Here is an 18,139-nt window from a genome sequence, read left to right on the forward strand (position 1 = left end):
ACGTTAGGTAGGTGGCATGTAGTTGATGCATTAGCAGATCATCCAAATCAAATTTCACAGACTCCATATCAGTATGCATGGAATAGTCCTGTTAATTTAACTGACCCAGATGGTAATTGTCCATGGTGTATTATTGGTGCAGTTGTTGGTGCAGCGGTGGATTATGGAGCTCAAGTAGCAGTTAATTATGCTTCAGGTAATGAGAGTCCTTGGACTGAAAATATAAATGGTGCATCTATTGTGGCGTCTGGAATTGCGGGAGCTGCAACTGGTGGACTAGCGAGTCTTGCTAGAACAGGTGCGGTGACAACTACTCGTGCTGTGGGCGCAAGTATGGCTATTAATGCTGGAGAATCAGTTTCGAAACAACTTGCAACAGACGGTAGTGTTAGTGCAACTCAAGTGGCTGTTGATGTTGCTGTAGGGCAGATGGCTGATGGAGTACCTACGAAAAACTTGGTTCCAACAAAACAGATAGAAAAACAACTAGATAGAGCAGTAAGAGTCGCTGGAGATACCCCGAGGGCTAGCAGGGCTCAAGCCGTTGATGCAGCACAGGGAAAAGTTAATACTGCTAATAATGTTAATCAAGCTAATAGTGCAACCCAGGGAAAAGTTGCTGAGACTGTAATGGGGGCTGCTGCTAGTGGAGTAGTTACAAACAATAGTAGTAATGTTAATAACCGCTCTATGTTTACTACTCCTACGGTTCCTTCAGACAATACTAGAGTTGTTTTACCAAATTATCAATAATGAAGATATTTTATAAGATTGCAGGTGTCATATTCGTAATAGGGAGTTCTTTATTCATGAACAATAATTTTAAGGAAATAGAGGCATATCATAATGGTCACCTTATTAGTGCTACTGTTATTTTTGTACCTAATTGCATCACAACTAAGAAGCATTATAATTTAAAATTCGAATATAAAGGTAAAGAACATGGTAAAGAAATAGGAGTGCAGTCATGTAAAGAGTTGAAAGAGGGAGATGTTATAAAACTGCGAACGAATAAAGAAAATAGTGTCTTTTTGTATGAAAATGAGAATCCCTATAATAATGCAACTTCCTTTATTGTTTTATTTTTATTTGGTGTGTTTTTAATTTATATGGGGTTTAAAAAATGAGGTTTACTATTTATTTAATATTTGTTTTTTCCTTTTACTCTGCAAGTGCTCAGTCTGATGAAGAACTACTCTATGTGGAAGAGGGGAATAGTTATAGTTTATTAATAAATCAAGAAACTAAAGTTCACAAGCAATTTATTTCAGATAGTCATGTTGAGACTTTTGTTTTCATCCAAAACAATCAATTTAAATATACATTGACTGTGCTAAGAAGTAAAGCAAATAATATGACCAATGACAGCTTGTTTACTTATCAATATGAGCAAGCTTATATGGACAATTGCGGATGCGAGGTGTTATCAACCATACAGTCGAAGGTTGATAATATTAATTCGTTGCAGTTTAAAATAAAGCGGAAGGAAAACAATATGGTGTTATTGGGATATGCCGATAGTTTTGTGGTTAACGAGGTTTTATTTAATGTGGTATTTATGATTCCTGAAACTAATTTCCCAAGGTATCAGAGTGAATATTCCTCAATAAAAAGTTCTTTTGATATAAGATAGCTGTTTATTTAATTAGAAGTAGTTCCCAGCTCGCCGTAGTTTGCTTCTTTGCTCGGCGTAATTTGTAATTACGTCGAATCTTAATCGGCAGTTTGCAACTGCCATTGCCGTGAGGCAAAATAAGATTGTGATTTAAGATTGTAAGTATTAATTAGGAAGTAGTCCACATTTCAATCGAAAAGTATACCACTTATTACCAAGAACGGAATTTTCCCGTTCTACATAACATGATAAGTATGTATACGAAACAGGAAATTATTATTAGGTGTTATCGGCAAGGACAAAGTCAGCGGCAAATAGCCAAAGAACTTCATGTAAGCCGAAGAACCGTAAAGAAGTACATTGAAGCGTATGAAGAGGCTATTGGTGCCAGTGATAACCAAGAAACGGCACATGCAACGTATCTGTCACACACTCCAAGTTATACTTCAGGAACCCGATCCAAAGTCAAATTGACTGCTGAAGTTCAGCAAGTCATAGATGGCTTTTTAGAGCAGAATAAGCTCAAACTTCAGCAAGGGCTTCGCAAGCAGTTGCTAAAGAAGCGAGACATCCTAGAAGCGCTTCAAAAGGAAGGTTTTGATGTTGGCTACACCACCGTTTGTAATTACATCCGAAGTAAAGGCCAAAGCCAATCTCCCAAGGAAGCATTTATCCGTCAAGTCTATGAACCGGGAGCCGTCTGTGAATTTGATTGGGGTGAAATCAAACTGAACCTATCGGGCAAACTAACCCGTCTTCAACTGGCAGTTTTCACCAGCGCCTATGGCAATTACCGTTACGCCTTCATTTATAATCGTCAGAACACCTTGTCGTTCATGGAATCTCACGTTCGCTTCTTTGAACAGGTAGGTGGTGTTCATTCAGAGATGGTCTATGATAATATGCGTGTAGCGGTAGCCAAATTTATCGGCCCTCATGAAAAAGAGCCTACTCGCGCCCTTCTTGAACTACGTGGTCATTATCAGTTTCAGCACCGCTTTTGTAATGCCTACCGTGGCAACGAAAAGGGCCATGTGGAACGAAGTGTTGAATATGTTCGCCGTAAAGCCTTTGCATTACGGGATGATTTTACGGACATAAAAGATGCTCAGGAGCATTTAAATGCAACCCTCAACAAACTTAATGATCAAAAGCAACCCAGTAGCGGAAAAACAGCCAATGAAATGCTATTAATAGAAAAGTCTCACTTATTGCGTTTGCCGGCAGCCCCGCTTATTTGCAGCGAACAAGAACAGTTACGGGTAGACAAATACTCTACCATATCTTATGGTACCAACCGGTACTCTGTGCCAGATCATTTAGTAGGTGAGTTTGTAGAGGTAAATATCCTAAGTGATCAGCTGGATATATTTTATCAAAATAAGCGCGTTGCTACCCATGAAAGATGTTATCTGGCAAATGAGTTCGTCATAGAGATAGAACATTATCTGGCCACCTTTAAAAAGAAACCAGGAGCATTACCAGGTAGTGTTGCCCTTGCCAGCAATGTTTATCTAAAAGCCCTTTACACGGATTATTTCAGAGGTGAACCACGGGCGTTTATAGATCTTCTCATTTACTGTCGTGAACAAAGAATCAGTGAAGAAAGGCTCGATGAATCTATGCACCGCCTGTTCGATGTTAAATACGGTCAGCTGACCGTTGAAAAGCTCCGCGCCCTTTTGGGGAATCAAACAGATCCGCACCCCATAAACACCGATGACAGCATTTGTTTGAAGGCTAAGCAACAACTATTGGATATTAGCAAATTAATGAATTAAACAAGTCAAAATGGAAACCATCAACCAAGATATAGTCAAATACAGTAAAGAGCTCAGATTGCCTATTTTCAGGCGTGATTTTAAAGAACTTGCAACAGAATCTGCGGGCCAAAAACTGGATTATGAAGAGTTTTTACTCAAACTAATGGAGCGCGAGTATGACCACAGACTTGAAAATCGTAAAAAAGCCCAAATCAGAAATGCCCGGTTCCCGGCAAGAATGTACTTGACAGGCCTTGATCGAGCTGAATTACCAGCCGGAGGCCAGGAGAAACTTCCTGTTCTCGAGCGATTGGAGTTTATAAAATCCGGTCAAAATGTAGTACTGGCAGGTAATCCTGGAACCGGTAAAACCCATTTGGCAATAGGCTTAGGAATCAAGGCATGCTTGCAGGGTTATAGAGTATTGTTTACGAGCGTTCACGGCCTGTTGACCCAACTTCGAGAATCCCACTCAAATCACACATTACAGAGGCTGGAGGCTAAGTTCGAGAAATATGACCTGGTAATATGTGATGAGTTTGGATATGTCTCTTTTGATAAAAACGGTGCCGAATTATTATTTAACCACCTGTCGCTCAGAGCAGGCAGGAAATCTACCATCATAACCACCAATCTGGGCTTTGATCGCTGGCAGGAGATTTTTGGAGATCCGGTATTAACAGCCGCCTTAGTAGACAGAATAACCCATCGGGCACACCTTGTGAACATGGAAGGAGACTCTTACCGTTTGAAAGAAACCAAAAAAATGATGAGTGAAAAATGAATAAAAACCGGAAAATCCGCGCCTCAACAGTACCCTGTTCCAGGGGTACCCCTGGAACAGGGTACTGTTGACCTTTTATATTAAGTTAGAATGGTATACTTTTGGATTGAAATACTGGTAACCTTTTGGGTTGAAATAAACAGCCAGAGAAAAAATACGCAGCTTTAAAAATACCAAACCAGAAGCACTTTTTTTAAGCATGCAAGTAAACCGATTGTGTGGAAACGCCATCATAGAACGGGTTCACAAATTAGCAGAGGCAAGCAAACTGCAAAAAGATATAGGCATCCATACCCTGCGCCACTCCATCGCCACCCACCTTTTACAATCTGGAATGACCTTGGAAGAAGTCAGCCAGTTCTTAGGTCATAGCAGCCTTGAAAGCACCCAGATCTACACCCATTTAGCCAATGCGTAAGAAGCCCGAATACAGCTTTAACAAGGAGATAGAAAACAAACTGACAGGCTTTAAAACCTATCTGCAGGAACTTGGCAACGGAGCAAACACCATCCGCCAGAAATCAAACTATGCCGGGTACTTTTTGAAATGGCTTGAAACCGAACACCTGCAACCAGAAGATACCCGGTACAACGATTTACTCAGCTTCATAGACTACTGCAAATTAGAAGTCGATGCCTTGAACGGAGTCGAAGGGAACAGCAAAAGGCACATCAACAGCAAACTACAGAGCATCAGAAACTTTTATGAATACCTGAAGCAATCCAACCCCACTATTATTAACCCGGCTTCAAACCTGAATCTAAAAGGGATCCGGCAAAAACTACCGTCCAATATTATCGACTTTAAGGAGCTTGAAAACCTTTATCAATCCTTAGAAGCCACCACCAACAGAGAAAAACGAAACAAAATCATTTTAGGAATCTTGGTTTATCAAGCGTAACCACCGAAGAGCTGCATCAGTTAAACCCCAACCATTTAAAACTCAAAGAAGGCAAAATACATGTTCCCGGTAACCGCAGAAGAAACAACCGGACACTTGAACTAAAACCCTTTCAAATACTGGAACTATACGAATATATAACCGAGATAAGACCAACCATCTTAAAAGAAATTACCAAACCAAGACCAGCCAGAAAGCCCGATAAAATCAATCAATCCAAAATCGAAAACCAGCTATTTATCAACATCAACGGCAGCGAGAACATCAAAAACAGCCTATTGCACATGTTTAAAGCCATCCAAAAACTAAACCCTGAAATCCTTCACCCCAAGCAAATCCGGGCAAGCGTGATAACCTACTGGCAAAAAAACCACAATCTAAGACAAGTCCAATACATGTCCGGCCCTAAATATGTAAGTTCAACAGAACGGTACCAGTTAAATAATCTGGATAACCTTCAAAAGAAACTTGAAAAGCTACATCCTTTAAATGCAAACAAATATGAATATTAATCGTTAAATTTGTAGGGGATAAAACAATGAATGCTATGAATCTTCAAGCAAGAAAACTGGAATTGGTTCAGATGATATTAAATACTGACCGGCCAAATTTATTGGAAAAGGTCAGTCAAATACTCAAGCAGGAAAAAGAAGCTGACTGGTGGGATGAATTGCCATTCTGTGTTCAAGAGTCTGTAAAAAAAGGCATGGAGCAAGCCAAAAGGGGTGAGACAAGACCTCATTCTGAAGTGATGAAAGAAGTGCGCTTAAGATATGGTATTTGAAGGGGAATTGTCTGGTCAATACACCTATTGATTACTTCATTTCAGGGGAATCATTAATTTGAGCCTTGAGTATGACGATAAAGCAACCACATAAAAAATTATGTTTTTTGTCAAATTTCAGCACCAATTCCGGCTTAAGTTGTAGACCCCTTTTATTTCTCTTTGAAATTCCATCTTGATTTGATATGTTTGTTGACATTAATTTTCCTCATTGGTAATGATAGGAAATTAGATATATTGCCTTAATCTTACAATTATGAAACAACTCTTTTCTCAATCATTTGGTCCATTTACTGCCAGAACAGACAAAGCTATGGCAAATGACCGTTTGCTTTCTTCTGGCAGGAAATTAAATGGATTCACACTTCCGGAACTTTTGGTCGTATTAGTAATAATTGGCATTTTACTTCTTATTGCCTTGCCGAATTTGATGCCACTGATTTCCAAAGCAAAAAGTTCTGAAGCCCAAATGCAACTTAATCATGTTTATACGCTCCAGAAAAACAACTTTTATATGTACTCAAGATATTCTGACGATTTGGATGCCTTGGGTTTTGTTCAGGAAAAACTGGTGACAGACGGAGGGAATGCCAATTATCGGATTGAAATCACAGAGTTATCTTCTAATGCCTTTAAGGCACGAGCTACTGCCGTCGTTGACTTCAATGGCAATGGTGTTTTTAACGTTTGGGAGATTGATCATGAGAAACAGTTGCTTGAAACTATTAAGGATTGATGTGGTTTTTGCTACTTATTTCAATTGTTTTTCTTGGTGCCATCACTTGGTTCGATTTCAGAGACAGATCAATTCCGCTTGCCTTGTTGATCGGAGAAAGTGTTGTAGCCCTGTTATATTTTAGTTATTTAGCTATTCCAGGATATTTCTTCACAGTTTTAATTAATTTGCTTCTGGCTGGTTTTAATATAGGATTACTTTTTGTCTGGTTTAAATGGCGGCATGGCAGGATATCCTTTTTTGACAAAATCCTGGGTTGGGGGGATGTTTTTCTATTTGGAATAGCAGCTCTGTTTTTTGAGCTGATGAATTTTTTGTCTTTTATCGTCATTGCGGCCTTTCTGGGAGGTGTTTATGGAGCGGCGATGTATTTCGTTAGCCACAATAGCAAGCGCGCAGCCCCACTTATTCCATTGGCTGGTATAATGGCAGCTTTATTAATTGTTAGTCATCTGTTTCATTTCTTTGGTGTTGACCTAATCTAATATAGATCATGACGGATAATCAGTTTTTACTTTCCACAGAACTTAAACAGTTACTATCTACGGATCAGGCCTGGCATTACAGAATAATACCGGCCGGAATGGGTACTGACGGCCTGAAGTTTTATTATGCTGAAGGATTAGCTGACCTAAAAGAGCTTGATAATGAACTTGTGGTATTGTTAGGTAAAAATGTACAGCTACTCGCCAAAGATGCTGATTGGGTGCAACAACAGTTAAGCAGGTTCTATCCTCGAAACGGAAATAAACAAAAAAGTCCTGAGCGTTTTAGTGTTGGTCAAAAGGGAGATTTTCTTGTCCAGATTATTGAAGAGGCTGCACGCATTAATAGTAGTGATATTCATTTTGAAGCATTTGAAGATCGATGTCGCGTGCGCTTTCGGATTGATGGCAAATTGGTGGAACGTTACGTTTTGAACAGAAGTGAGTATCCTTCCATTGTCAATAAAATCAAAATTAAAGCAAATCTGGATATCTCTGAAAAACGATTACCACAGGATGGGCGCATTTTCTTCTCTGAGGGAGATAATAAATTTGACATCAGGGTTTCAGTTTTACCAACCTTGCATGGAGAAAAAACGGTACTTAGGTTGCTCAAACGTGACGCCACTGAGATAAATCTTGAAACATTAGGCTTTTACAAAAAGCAGTTGAAAGACTATATGGAAGGGATTAGGCGCCCGAATGGAATTATTCTCATTAGCGGACCAACCGGTTCCGGTAAAACAACAACGCTCTATGCCACACTAAAGCAACTCAACAATGATGCTACCAACATTCTTACCATTGAGGATCCGATAGAGTACACCCTTGATGGTATTAATCAAGTACAATTGAAAGAATCTATCGGAATGGATTTTGCGAGTGCGCTAAGGACATTTCTACGCCAAGATCCTGATATTATAATGGTCGGGGAGATACGAGATGCAGAAACAGCCCAAATGGCAGTCCGTGCCGCCTTGACTGGCCACCTGGTGTTGAGTACCGTTCATACTAATTCAGCCTGGGGTACGGTAACGCGTTTGGTCGATATGGGCATTCCAGCCTACTTGGTTGCTGCTACCCTGAATCTTTCTGCAGCACAAAGGCTAGTACGTTGTTTATGTAAGCACTGTAAGGAAGAGCATCCTTTCAATAGCGACTTGTTTCCTCCAGGATTTGTCCCTCCTATTGCCCCGAAGGTGCATTTTGTTGCCAAAGGTTGTAAAGAATGCTACTTTACAGGATACAGCGGTAGGCGTGCATTGTATGAAATTATCCCCATTGGTGCAGAATTGAAAATGAGTATTAGAGACAGCCGTTATGATATTGGCGATTATCTCGGACAACAAGACATTATGAGCCTGTCAGCCTCAGCCTATGAGTTGTTCCAATGCGGGGATACTTCTTTGGATGAAGTTTACTCCATATTGGCAATATCATAAAAACTTACTAAGTTTGAAATGTTTTATTTTTAAGGATATATAATAATACCGATTATGCGCCTTAACCGGACTCTGATTCTTTTATTGCTTTTTTGTACAGGCTTTGCCGGCTCAGCCCAAAAAAAATGGGAATGACCTTCAGTCACAATTGGATAGTCTGGCCAACACTATTCCGGCGTTAAATGAGCGTTTGGATTTATCCGTCTCAGAATTGCCTCTTAATGAGTTTATTCGTGCTGTGGCTCACGAATCAGGTCTGAATGTGAATATTGCCGCTTCGCTAAATGAACCTATTTCTAACAACTTTTCGAATGTCGTTGTAAAAGATATCTTGGTTTTTCTCAATCGCCATTACAACATTGAAGTAACTGTGTTGGGGAGTATTATTGATTTCCGGCGTTCTAATTCTGATCTTTCAGCCCCTATACCAACCATAATTATTGAGCACCATCCTGAAACCAATCATGTGTCATTTGAAATTAATGATGCGCCTGTTGAGCAGGTGGCCAGGGAAATCACAATACAGACCCGGCAAAATGTGGTGGTAATGCCAGGAGTTAGTGGACTTACCGTACAATCCTATGTGAAGGATATGCCAATCAACAGTGCACTGGATAAACTTGGCATTGGCAATGGATTTCAGGTAGTTCGATCTAGTGATGGTTTTTTCTTATTTGAGCCCAAAAATCAACCTGCTGAGCAAGCACAGCAAATGGGAATGCAAAGACAGCGCATACTTGGCCCCGGATCATCAACAGGGGAGGCAGAAAATGGAACTCTTCGCATAGAAGCCTTTTCACGTGACTCCATCTTTGTTAAAGCAGTTAGTGCTGACTTACAAGGGGTGGTCTCGGGCGTTTTTGAAGAACTCGATCTGCCTTCATATACTATTGGAGAAATGACCGGTAAGGTGACCCTTGACTTGAAGGGGGTTACGCTAGAGGAGTTTTTAGAGCATTTATTTAGTGGTACGCCGTATGTCTCCAAACTCAAAGATAATATCCACTGGTTTGGAGCCAGAGAAGTGATTGGAATGTTGGATTTTAAAATGTTTCTAATGCGTTATCGATCCGTTGATTCAGTGATCCATATTATTCCTGAGTCAATAAAAAAAGGTCTGGAAATTAAAGAATATAGCAATCTTAATAGCCTTATACTGGCTGGACCCCGGGATCGGATAAAAGAAGTTTCTGAATTTTTGACAATGATTGATCGGGTAGTCCCAGTGATCTTAATTGAAGTCCTGATAATTGATAATAAGGACTCACGGGCTCTCTCAACTGGAATTTCCGCTGGTTTATCAGAGCAGGCCCCGGAATCAAGTCAGACAGTATTGCCAGCACTTGATGTAACTCTTAAATCGGAGACGGTTAATCGTTTAATAGATGGATTTAACGATTTTGGATGGGTTAATCTGGGTAAGGTTACGCCAAATTTTTATCTTACTCTTCAAGCCCTAGAAGAAAAGGGATTTATAGAGATGCGCTCAACTCCTCAACTTTCAACACTTAATGGACATAAAGCCACCATGAGTATAGGGAAAACAGAATACTACAAGGAAGAGTTGAATGTTATGTATGGATCAGTTACCGCCTCTTCACAAACGACAACAACTTATAAGCCGGTAGAGGCTGAATTCAAATTAGAAATCAGACCAATTGTTGCCGGAAACAGGGAGGTTACTTTAGATATTCTGGTTGAACAAAGTGATTTTACCGACAGAATTGAAAAAAATGCGCCTCCCGGCAAGGTGACACGAAAATTTGAGTCCCTTATTCGGGTAAAAGATATGGAGATGATTTTGCTAGGGGGACTTGAGGAGGCCAATGAAAAGGATGTGAAAACAGGCTTGCCTTTAATATCCAGAATCCCGCTAATTAGTTGGCTGACATCATCAAGGTCAAAATCAAAATCAAAGTCGAAATTAAATATTTTTATAAAACCCACAATTATATATTGATATTGGGATGGTTGAACAGGTGAAGCATATTTTATTCAAAACTGTTGGGAAATTAGCAGGTGTTACGGTTTCTTTTGTAAATCGTGATGACATGGTTTTCCATGCTGTTGTGCTTAGCCGGAAACGAAATCAACTTGTTGTTGAAGATAGCAAAACTGGCATTACCTCTTTGGATGAACTAAAAACATTTTTACCTAAAAAATGCCCGATTGTTATAAATATAGAGGTTGGGGAGTGCTTGTAAAACGCATCGACTCAGATTCAAAAGGACATGTTGATAGCAACCTTCTCCCTGAAAACAATAGTGATTTTCAGCTTTTTGTGCATGAGCAGCCTGAAAACTCTTATGTGTCCATAGTCAGAGTTGAAATGCTCGATAGGATATTGGACGGGTTTCATGGTTTAGGGCTTAATGTTGCAGGTGTTTCAGCAGGTCCCTTTTCCATTGGCATATTGTCTTCATTGTTAGAACCAGAGGGGCGTTGCTTGGTAGGTAACTGGGCCCTGGAATTTAACAATCATGAAATAATTGAGGTGAAGACGCTTCCAGAGGAAGAAATATCAAACTATGATTTTGAAGGAGAATGCATCTCGTCTTTATTGATTGGAGCCTATTCACTGGCAGTGAAATATGCTTCAGGGATATTGGGTAGTGAAGCAGTCAATGAAAATCTAAATACTGGCTTTGCCTATCGACGCCTATCCTTTATTACGGTGGCTTTTGTATTTGTTTTATTGTTTTTGAGTTTGTTTGTTAATTTTCTGTTGTTTGATAAGTATAGTAAGGATTATGAGCTGGTTACCAGTGACTATCTAAGGAGTGAAACATTAATTACGGAGTTGAGAAGTTCTGAGGAAGAACTTCTAAAACGAAAACAAATTATTACCAGAGCAGGATTGGAAGGGAATTCCCAATTTGCATGGTATGCCGATAGGATAGCATCGCTCATGCCTTCAAAAATTGTATTGAGCCGATTGGCTTTTCAGCCTGCTGAAAGACGCATGCAGCCAGGGAGAGAAGTGATTTTCACCAGGAGTAGTTCCATTTTGGAGGGGGAAACCACTGATATATTGAAAGTGCACGAATGGATTGGTTACTTAAAAAAGGAGCCATGGATCGTGGATGTTGAGATAGTCTCTTACAACAGGGCGGAAGATGTTAAGACTGGGACATTTTCATTAGAAATAGTCTTCGATGAAAGATAAAATAAAATATCGCAACCGTTTTTATTTGATGCTTGTAGGAGCTTTTGTTCTCGTATGGGGAGCAATTTCTTTTGGTTTTGCTCGAACTTCCGAGCTTAAAGAACAATTGAATCATAGAGCTGCACAGTTGGCTGAGATACAAGATGCTCCCTTTCAATTGAATCGGATAAGGCAGGAGCTTGAAATGCTTGAAGCTAAATTGGGGAAAGTCGGAGGTGAAGAATCCGGTACACAGCTTATTCGGATTGTGGGAAGCTTCAGTAAAAGAAATAATCTACTCTTGCACGAATTTGCTCCAAGACATGCATTTGACAAAGATGGAATACTTATAGAAACTCAAAAAATCACAGTTAAAGGTTCGTTTAAGAATAGTCTGCTATTGCTATCCCAACTTGAAAAAAGTCCTGAGATAGGTAACCTAAGGTCCGTTTCTTTTGAAAGTCAGACGGACATGCGAAGTGGAAAGAAGGAGTTGTTCACCTCTTACTATTTACAATCGGTTCAAAGGAAGGAGCCAATCGATGAAAAACCAAAAAGGTTTATACAATAGCTGGTTAATTATTATCCGTTGACAATTAATTGGAAGTCCATTTTATTACAATGATGAATTAAAGAGATCAATGTTTTGTTTCAAATATTAACTAATAAGAAAGAGTTTATGACATATAGCAAGTATAGATTTATATCAGGTTGTGTTGTTTTCTTTTTTGCTAACATAACAGGGGCGTGCTCTATGTTTTTTGAAGATGACATCGCAGATGAGGAATTGGTCATACTGGCACCTGCAGATGGAACGACAACAGAGGTTTTGACGCACACTTTTTGGTGGTCAACCATAGTTGGTGCGGATAGTTATCGATTGCAAATAGTTTCCCCTTCTTTTGACGAAACGGAAGTCTTGCTGTTAGATTCCTTACTTGATAGTGATAAATTTGTCGAGACGCTGTATCCGGGCCAGTTTCAATTGAGAGTACGAGGTGAAAATAACGGATATGTTACTGAATGGGCTTATTCTTCGCTAATCATTTTTAGCTCTGAAGATCTTACAAGGCAGCGGGTTCAATTAAAATCGCCTGCAGAAAAGGCTTTTGTTAATGCCGAAAGTATTGAATTCTCCTGGGATCACTTAATGAATGCTGAATCATATGATTTAAAGATATATGGGGACAACTGGGGCCAGGATGCAATAGTGGATTCCTCTGGAATTATCGAGCTAGGTGTTAACCTGGACAATCTTGAAGAAAGGGCGTATTGGTGGGGAGTTAAGGCCCAGAATGAAACCTCTGAAACACTATTCTCAAACCGACCATTGGTAATAGACCGCACACCCCCTGAGAATCCGACCCTGGAGTCGCCACAAAACAATGCTATTTTGTCTGATTCTACTGTCGTTTTTTCCTGGGATAGCAATGACCCGGTTTGGTCGAAGGTTTTGGATGAGCTTATAATTGTTGAGAAGCGAGAAGGAGCTACTGACGTTCAGGTGCATTCTGATACCTATGATGGAAAAACTGCCACGGTCAATTTATTTAGGGGAAGAAAATATAGTTGGAAGATACAATCCATTGATCAAGCTGGTAATGAAAGTGAAATAAGTAATGAGCAGCAATTTACCATTAATAACTAGAAATTACAATTTCAATTGTTTGGGCAAACTTGAGAATATGAAGCGAAACGTGAGCGTTATTTCTCACAACGTGGAATGATTGTATCGGCGGAATCCATGTGGCAAATAGAATCAATATTAGTATCACATGAAAAATAGAAAAACACTCTATGTTCTTATCCCTTTGGTTATTATCATCTGGGGGACAATTTTCTGGAAGATTTTTTGGCGTTCAACTGATGCTATTAAAAAAGTGTCAGACGACCAGTTGACAGAATCTGTAATTCAGGAAAATAGGGAAGAGGAACTAACTTTATTATTGAATTACAGCGATCCTTTTTTAGGAGAGTTGGAGCAAATTCCTCTCACAGAGCCAATAGTGCCGAAGAGACCTCATCGCAATGAGTTCAACCGCGTCCCGATGTGGCCAGAGGTTCATTACTTTGGGGTGGTTAAGAATAGTAATAGTGAAAAAGTGGTTGCCTTATTAGAAATAAACCGAAGGAGATATTTTTCACGAGTAGGTGACGATTTGGATGAGATTAGATGTTTTTTTATTCACAATGATTCAATTGGATTAGAGTTTCAAAATGCTCAAAGGTTTTTTATGAGAAACGGAATCAGAAACGATGAATATTATTAGACATGTCTATTTTTATTGAAGGCAGAAACCTACAGGCAGTATTTGAAATACAATTGAAAGAATTATTACATGACTTATGAAAAGACTCAGATACATTTTTATGGCTTTGCTTTTTGTCCCTTTCATGGCCTCAGGAAAATTGCCTTCCTTTAATTCCAGAACCATTCAATTGAAGAAGGATGGATGTCTGATAGAATTATCGTTTCTTACTGAGAAAAAGAAAGATTTTGAACCAAAAAGAAACAGGTTTTACCATTGGTATGCTTTTGATCAGGTGCAAGTTAATGAAGGAGCGTATTCCGGTCTGTTATTGCATGGCATCTACCGGGTTTATGATTAGATGGCAGACTCATTGAGCAGGGCTTTTTTGAAGAGGGGCAAAAAACCGGAACTTGGTACACATGGGGATCAGATGGACTCATATTGAACGAGACGGAATGGGAAAATAGCCATAAAAATGGTCGGTCATTGACGTATACCCAAGGGGAACTTTTCAAAGTAGAGCACTATAAGGACAATGAATTGCATGGAAAAGTCATACAGTTTGATTCTGAAGGAAATAAAGAAACACTAAAATATCGTAAGGGTGAGCTGGTTGTCCGTACTCCAAAGAAAAACAAGATAAGGAAGTTCTTCCAGCGAAACTTTGAAAAGGTGTTTAGACCAAAAGATATGGACGAGCCCATTCCAGCCGCGGAAACCAGTGCTGAACTTCAAGAGTGATAATGAAAACATCTAAAATGTTCAAGAATCTTCAAAACAAGAAACTTAAAGGAGGTGCTTTATATTATGCCATTTTTGTTATGCTTGTCCTTGGGATGTTGAGCATATTGCTGCTTTATTATTTTGAATTGACCTTTAGGGAGGATACACTATTTTATAAAGATGCGGAACTTAATGACCAGCTTAGTTCTACCATAACAAAAATATCCTGTTATCCTGAGATATTGCCTGAATCAGGCCATATTGAGATGGATGTTTTTGGGGATGGTGAAGCTCTCATACAGGTGTCCACAAGCAGGTGGGGGTTACTCCGAAAGGTTATTGCAACGGCCAGGTGGAAGCATCTCATTAAAAGTAAAGTTGTACTCATGGCAGAAGTGGAGGAGTCTCGACCTGCGTTATGGATGCCTGACAGGAACCGGTACGTATCATTGGTAGGTAAAAGTCAAATAATTGGGGACGTTTACATGTCTGAATTAGGGCTGAGAAGAGCAAACATTGAAGGGCGGTATTTTGAAGGAAGTGAATTGCATGAAGGGAAAATGCATATTAGCGAAAAACAGATGCCTCAAATAAAAGATGAAGTCTTTAATTGGGTACAAGGTTATATGGCGGGTGATATTCGTGAGACTGACAGTATTGTAGACTTTCAGACAATCCATGGAGATCGATTGGTAAAACAGTCCTATGCATCCAATACGCTGGTACTCCAGTCTTCAAAATATTTATCCCTTGAACAAGGAGCGTTTCATGATAATATTCTTATCCTTTCATCTGACACCATTGAAGTTTGGCCATCAGTAGAATTAAATGATGTAGTGTTGATAGCCAATGTGATTGTTTTTAAAAAGGGATTTGAAGGGCGCCTTCAGGCCTTTGCCAAGCAAAGTCTAATAGTTGAGGATAATTGCAAATTTCTATACCCATCCTATATAGGTGCCATTAGCGTATCACCTGATGTGGAAGTAACAATAGGTGACTCATTTCAGTTCAATGGTGGTTTAGTCTGTTTTTCAAATCATGCAGAAGAGGGCAAAACCATTTTGTCCGTTGTAAAGACGGATCAAATCATTGGAAAAGTCTACACCAATGGGGATCTGAAAATAAGTGGGAAGATTACGGGTAGCTTATATTGCAACCGATTTGTATATCAAACGCAAAGAGCTTTCTATGAAAATTTTATGATGGATTTAATGATTGATGAGCATTTATTACCCAAAGAGTATGCGTCCTTTTGTGTGGGTCAAGAATTGTATAAATTAAGAATGGTACGGAAATGTCAGCAGTATCAACCAGAGTAAATGGAAATACCATATTGGAAGTTGTGGTGGCACTCATAATAATATCTGCCAGCATTGGGTTGACCGGTACCTTTTTTTCATCGGTGTTTAACACTTCCTCCCGCATGATTAAGCAGCAGGCTTGGTATGATATCAACGAGCAGATCAATCACATCAAGCATCATATTACAGCTGAGCCTTTAGAGATAGACAGAGGGCATTATCTTTTGAGAATTGAAGTTGATATAATGGATGAGGAAATGGGTTTGGCATACGTTACTGTTTATGGCATTGATAATAAGGGAATGCAATTAGTTGAGCGACGGTTCTTTTTTGAATTGGAGGCGGCAGAGTAGTTGGTTTTTGTTTCGTTCGAACACTGTATTTTAATTTTTATTTTAAGAATTAGATGAAGGGTTTCACCATTTTCGAGGCAGTCGTAGCCATGATGCTTACAGCTTTGCTGGCTATTTTGGTTATAGCAGGCGTTGGTTTTTACCAACGCATGTTCGGAGTGGTCATAGACTCAGGGGATAAGCAAAGAGAAATCAATCTATTCTATTTTGCTTTGAGCAACGATATGGAGAAGGCGGATGAGGTATTGTTTGATGGGGAGTTGCAGTTTGTTTTTGATAAAAATAGTGTTTCATTTTATGAAATGGAGGACGATAAAATAATTCGAAAAGTGAATTTTGAAACTGATACCTTTTACGTTCATGGCAAAATTGAGACAGTTGAATTGGTGGAAGGATCTGAGCATTTAATTGGTTTCATTCAAGTCAATTGTTTGAACGGTGAGTTGGTATTTCCAGTTTCTGTTCAGAAACAATATGCATTGGGCGCATTGATTCAAAATCAGAAGACATGGCAATAGATCTATCCAAAATACAATCAAAAAGTAATGGTGAAAATGTTCGAAGGACTGTTACCAAAACAGATGAACAGCCATTCTGGAAGCGGGATTTTACTTTCGGGAACATAATGACATCTTCTGTAAAAGAGGCATTTTACTCAGAGTTGGTAATCCTTATCACCGCAGGATTGGATTTGAAGGCATCTTTAGACATAATTGTGCGCGAACAAAAGAGTCTGAAAATAAAAAAGATAATTTCCGGGGTGTCAGAGGCATTAGTAAGGGGCGCAACATTCTCTGAAGCTTTAAAGATTAACAGCGAATTTACTGTCTATGAGTATTTTAGTATAAAAATAGGGGAAGAGAGTGGACGTTTACCAGAAGTCCTCGAAGAATTAAGCCGGTATTATCAAAAAAAAATGAAGCAGCGTAAGCAAATGGTTAATGCTTTTTCCTATCCTTTGGTTATTCTGGCTACAGCACTAGCTGCTGTATTCTTTATGATGAACTTTATTGTACCATTGTTTGCTGATGCTTTTTTACGCTTCGACAGTGAATTGCCCCAGCTCACCCTAATGGTTATTGCTCTATCTGAATCCTTACAGAAATACTGGTTTCTTTTACCATTTTTTATTATTGTACTATATACGGTTTATGTGATGGTACATACAAAAACTTGGTACAGGAAAGGAATGTCAGGTTTAATGTTTAAAATTCCGCTAGTTGGTCCACTGTTGCTTAAAATTTATCTTGCGCGATTTTGCCAGGCCATGGCTTTGATGACAGGTGCCCGAACTCCATTGGTGCAAGCTTTGGAATTGGTCAGTCAAATGATGGGGCTATACAGCTTCGAAACAGCTCTTACAAAAATACAGGAGGATATCCACCGTGGTAAAACCCTCAACGAAGCAATGACTAAATTTGCTATTTTTGAACCCAGATTGGTAGCACTGGTAAAAGTTGGAGAAGATACAAATAATCTCGACACCGTTTTTAAACGCCTTTACGACCAATACAACGAAGAATCTGATCACCGAACAGCAATGCTGAGTTCTATGCTTGAACCCCTAATGATTGTTCTTATTGGAGGTTTGGTCGCTGTTATACTCATCGCGATGTATTTGCCAATGTTCAGGTTGAGCAATACCTTGATGGGGAGTTAGGAAGTTTTGGCCTTTGTTAAAATTTATTGAAAAAAAGATGTCTGTAAATTTGGGAATTTAATTAAAATATATATTTTTGAAATGTATTTGGAAGTTGTTTGAGTTTTTACTCGTCGGGATTAAAGTATCCTTGTACATCCAAATTACTATTTAAATTACCACAACCTATAAATAAATTGACCTTAACCTTCTAA

The 18,139-nt window shown here is 39.2% G+C and carries 23 protein-coding genes; all 23 read left to right on the forward strand.

The features are described from left to right. Positions 1-753: RHS repeat-associated core domain-containing protein (locus JCM15548_RS22020; RefSeq protein ID WP_062128370.1), on the forward strand; the 753-nt coding region annotated here is incomplete at its 5' end. Then, positions 753-1,127 carry a hypothetical protein gene (locus tag JCM15548_RS18370; protein ID WP_062128373.1) on the forward strand — a complete coding sequence of 125 codons (375 nt, stop codon included), beginning with the start codon at positions 753-755 and terminating at the stop codon, positions 1,125-1,127. The genes JCM15548_RS22020 and JCM15548_RS18370, both read left to right, overlap by 1 nt. Further along, a complete protein-coding gene (locus JCM15548_RS18375) occupies positions 1,124-1,633 on the forward strand; it encodes a hypothetical protein (RefSeq protein ID WP_062128375.1) in 510 nt (169 codons plus the stop codon). The genes JCM15548_RS18370 and JCM15548_RS18375 overlap by 4 nt, the downstream gene beginning before the upstream one ends. 236 nt (positions 1,634-1,869) lie before the next feature. Further along, positions 1,870-3,396 carry an IS21 family transposase gene (gene istA, locus JCM15548_RS18380; protein WP_162198280.1) on the forward strand — a complete coding sequence of 509 codons (1,527 nt, stop codon included), beginning with the start codon at positions 1,870-1,872 and terminating at the stop codon, positions 3,394-3,396. A 10-nt stretch (positions 3,397-3,406) separates the two neighbouring features. Then, the gene (gene istB / locus JCM15548_RS18385; RefSeq protein WP_062128379.1) at positions 3,407-4,162 is read left to right on the forward strand and encodes an IS21-like element helper ATPase IstB; all 756 of its coding nucleotides are present in this window, start codon (positions 3,407-3,409) and stop codon (positions 4,160-4,162) included. A 154-nt stretch (positions 4,163-4,316) separates the two neighbouring features. Then, the gene (locus tag JCM15548_RS18390) at positions 4,317-4,580 is read left to right on the forward strand and encodes a tyrosine-type recombinase/integrase (protein WP_227626021.1); all 264 of its coding nucleotides are present in this window, start codon (positions 4,317-4,319) and stop codon (positions 4,578-4,580) included. Further along, positions 4,573-5,064, forward strand: a complete 492-nt coding sequence (locus JCM15548_RS18395) for a site-specific integrase (RefSeq protein WP_062128383.1) — start codon at positions 4,573-4,575, stop codon at positions 5,062-5,064. The genes JCM15548_RS18390 and JCM15548_RS18395 overlap by 8 nt, the downstream gene beginning before the upstream one ends. 547 nt (positions 5,065-5,611) lie before the next feature. Then, positions 5,612-5,848: a hypothetical protein gene (locus tag JCM15548_RS18405; protein WP_062128387.1), complete on the forward strand. Its 237-nt coding sequence runs from the start codon at positions 5,612-5,614 to the stop codon at positions 5,846-5,848. 256 nt (positions 5,849-6,104) lie between these two features. Further along, entirely contained in the window at positions 6,105-6,584 is a 480-nt protein-coding gene (locus JCM15548_RS18410; protein ID WP_227626020.1) for a prepilin-type N-terminal cleavage/methylation domain-containing protein, read from the forward strand. Next, complete coding sequence (locus tag JCM15548_RS18415; RefSeq protein ID WP_062128389.1) at positions 6,584-7,069, forward strand: prepilin peptidase; 486 nt, start codon at positions 6,584-6,586, stop codon at positions 7,067-7,069. The genes JCM15548_RS18410 and JCM15548_RS18415 overlap by 1 nt, the downstream gene beginning before the upstream one ends. An 8-nt stretch (positions 7,070-7,077) precedes the next feature. Then, complete coding sequence (locus JCM15548_RS18420; protein WP_062128391.1) at positions 7,078-8,511, forward strand: GspE/PulE family protein; 1,434 nt, start codon at positions 7,078-7,080, stop codon at positions 8,509-8,511. A gap of 148 nt (positions 8,512-8,659) precedes the next feature. After that, a complete protein-coding gene (locus tag JCM15548_RS18425) occupies positions 8,660-10,471 on the forward strand; it encodes a type II secretion system protein GspD (protein ID WP_062128393.1) in 1,812 nt (603 codons plus the stop codon). A gap of 7 nt (positions 10,472-10,478) precedes the next feature. Then, complete coding sequence (locus tag JCM15548_RS18430; protein WP_062128395.1) at positions 10,479-10,715, forward strand: hypothetical protein; 237 nt, start codon at positions 10,479-10,481, stop codon at positions 10,713-10,715. After that, positions 10,706-11,677: a hypothetical protein gene (locus JCM15548_RS18435; protein WP_062128397.1), complete on the forward strand. Its 972-nt coding sequence runs from the start codon at positions 10,706-10,708 to the stop codon at positions 11,675-11,677. The genes JCM15548_RS18430 and JCM15548_RS18435 overlap by 10 nt, the downstream gene beginning before the upstream one ends. Further along, positions 11,667-12,227 carry a type 4a pilus biogenesis protein PilO gene (locus tag JCM15548_RS18440; RefSeq protein ID WP_062128400.1) on the forward strand — a complete coding sequence of 187 codons (561 nt, stop codon included), beginning with the start codon at positions 11,667-11,669 and terminating at the stop codon, positions 12,225-12,227. The genes JCM15548_RS18435 and JCM15548_RS18440 overlap by 11 nt, the downstream gene beginning before the upstream one ends. Before the next feature lie 75 nt (positions 12,228-12,302). Continuing rightward, positions 12,303-13,304, forward strand: a complete 1,002-nt coding sequence (locus JCM15548_RS18445) for a fibronectin type III domain-containing protein (protein ID WP_157482941.1) — start codon at positions 12,303-12,305, stop codon at positions 13,302-13,304. Between the two features lie 127 nt (positions 13,305-13,431). Next, positions 13,432-13,926, forward strand: a complete 495-nt coding sequence (locus JCM15548_RS18450) for a hypothetical protein (RefSeq protein ID WP_062128404.1) — start codon at positions 13,432-13,434, stop codon at positions 13,924-13,926. Positions 13,927-14,002: 76 nt separating this feature from the next. Next, the gene (locus JCM15548_RS18455) at positions 14,003-14,266 is read left to right on the forward strand and encodes a hypothetical protein (protein ID WP_062128405.1); all 264 of its coding nucleotides are present in this window, start codon (positions 14,003-14,005) and stop codon (positions 14,264-14,266) included. Positions 14,267-14,349: 83 nt separating this feature from the next. Beyond that, the gene (locus JCM15548_RS18460; RefSeq protein ID WP_157482943.1) at positions 14,350-14,649 is read left to right on the forward strand and encodes a toxin-antitoxin system YwqK family antitoxin; all 300 of its coding nucleotides are present in this window, start codon (positions 14,350-14,352) and stop codon (positions 14,647-14,649) included. A 2-nt stretch (positions 14,650-14,651) separates the two neighbouring features. Further along, on the forward strand, positions 14,652-15,950 hold the full coding sequence (locus JCM15548_RS18465) for a hypothetical protein (RefSeq protein WP_162198282.1): 1,299 nt from the start codon (positions 14,652-14,654) through the stop codon (positions 15,948-15,950). Then, positions 15,926-16,285, forward strand: a complete 360-nt coding sequence (locus JCM15548_RS18470; protein WP_062128411.1) for a PulJ/GspJ family protein — start codon at positions 15,926-15,928, stop codon at positions 16,283-16,285. Before JCM15548_RS18465 ends, JCM15548_RS18470 begins: the two co-directional genes overlap by 25 nt. A 53-nt stretch (positions 16,286-16,338) precedes the next feature. After that, positions 16,339-16,803: a PulJ/GspJ family protein gene (locus JCM15548_RS18475; RefSeq protein WP_062128413.1), complete on the forward strand. Its 465-nt coding sequence runs from the start codon at positions 16,339-16,341 to the stop codon at positions 16,801-16,803. Then, the gene (locus JCM15548_RS18480) at positions 16,794-17,945 is read left to right on the forward strand and encodes a type II secretion system F family protein (RefSeq protein ID WP_062128415.1); all 1,152 of its coding nucleotides are present in this window, start codon (positions 16,794-16,796) and stop codon (positions 17,943-17,945) included. Before JCM15548_RS18475 ends, JCM15548_RS18480 begins: the two co-directional genes overlap by 10 nt. Positions 17,946-18,139: the final 194 nt, after the last annotated feature.

Origin of the sequence: Geofilum rubicundum JCM 15548, from assembly GCF_000974365.1 — a bacterium.
GTDB lineage: Bacteria > Bacteroidota > Bacteroidia > Bacteroidales > Marinilabiliaceae > Geofilum > Geofilum rubicundum.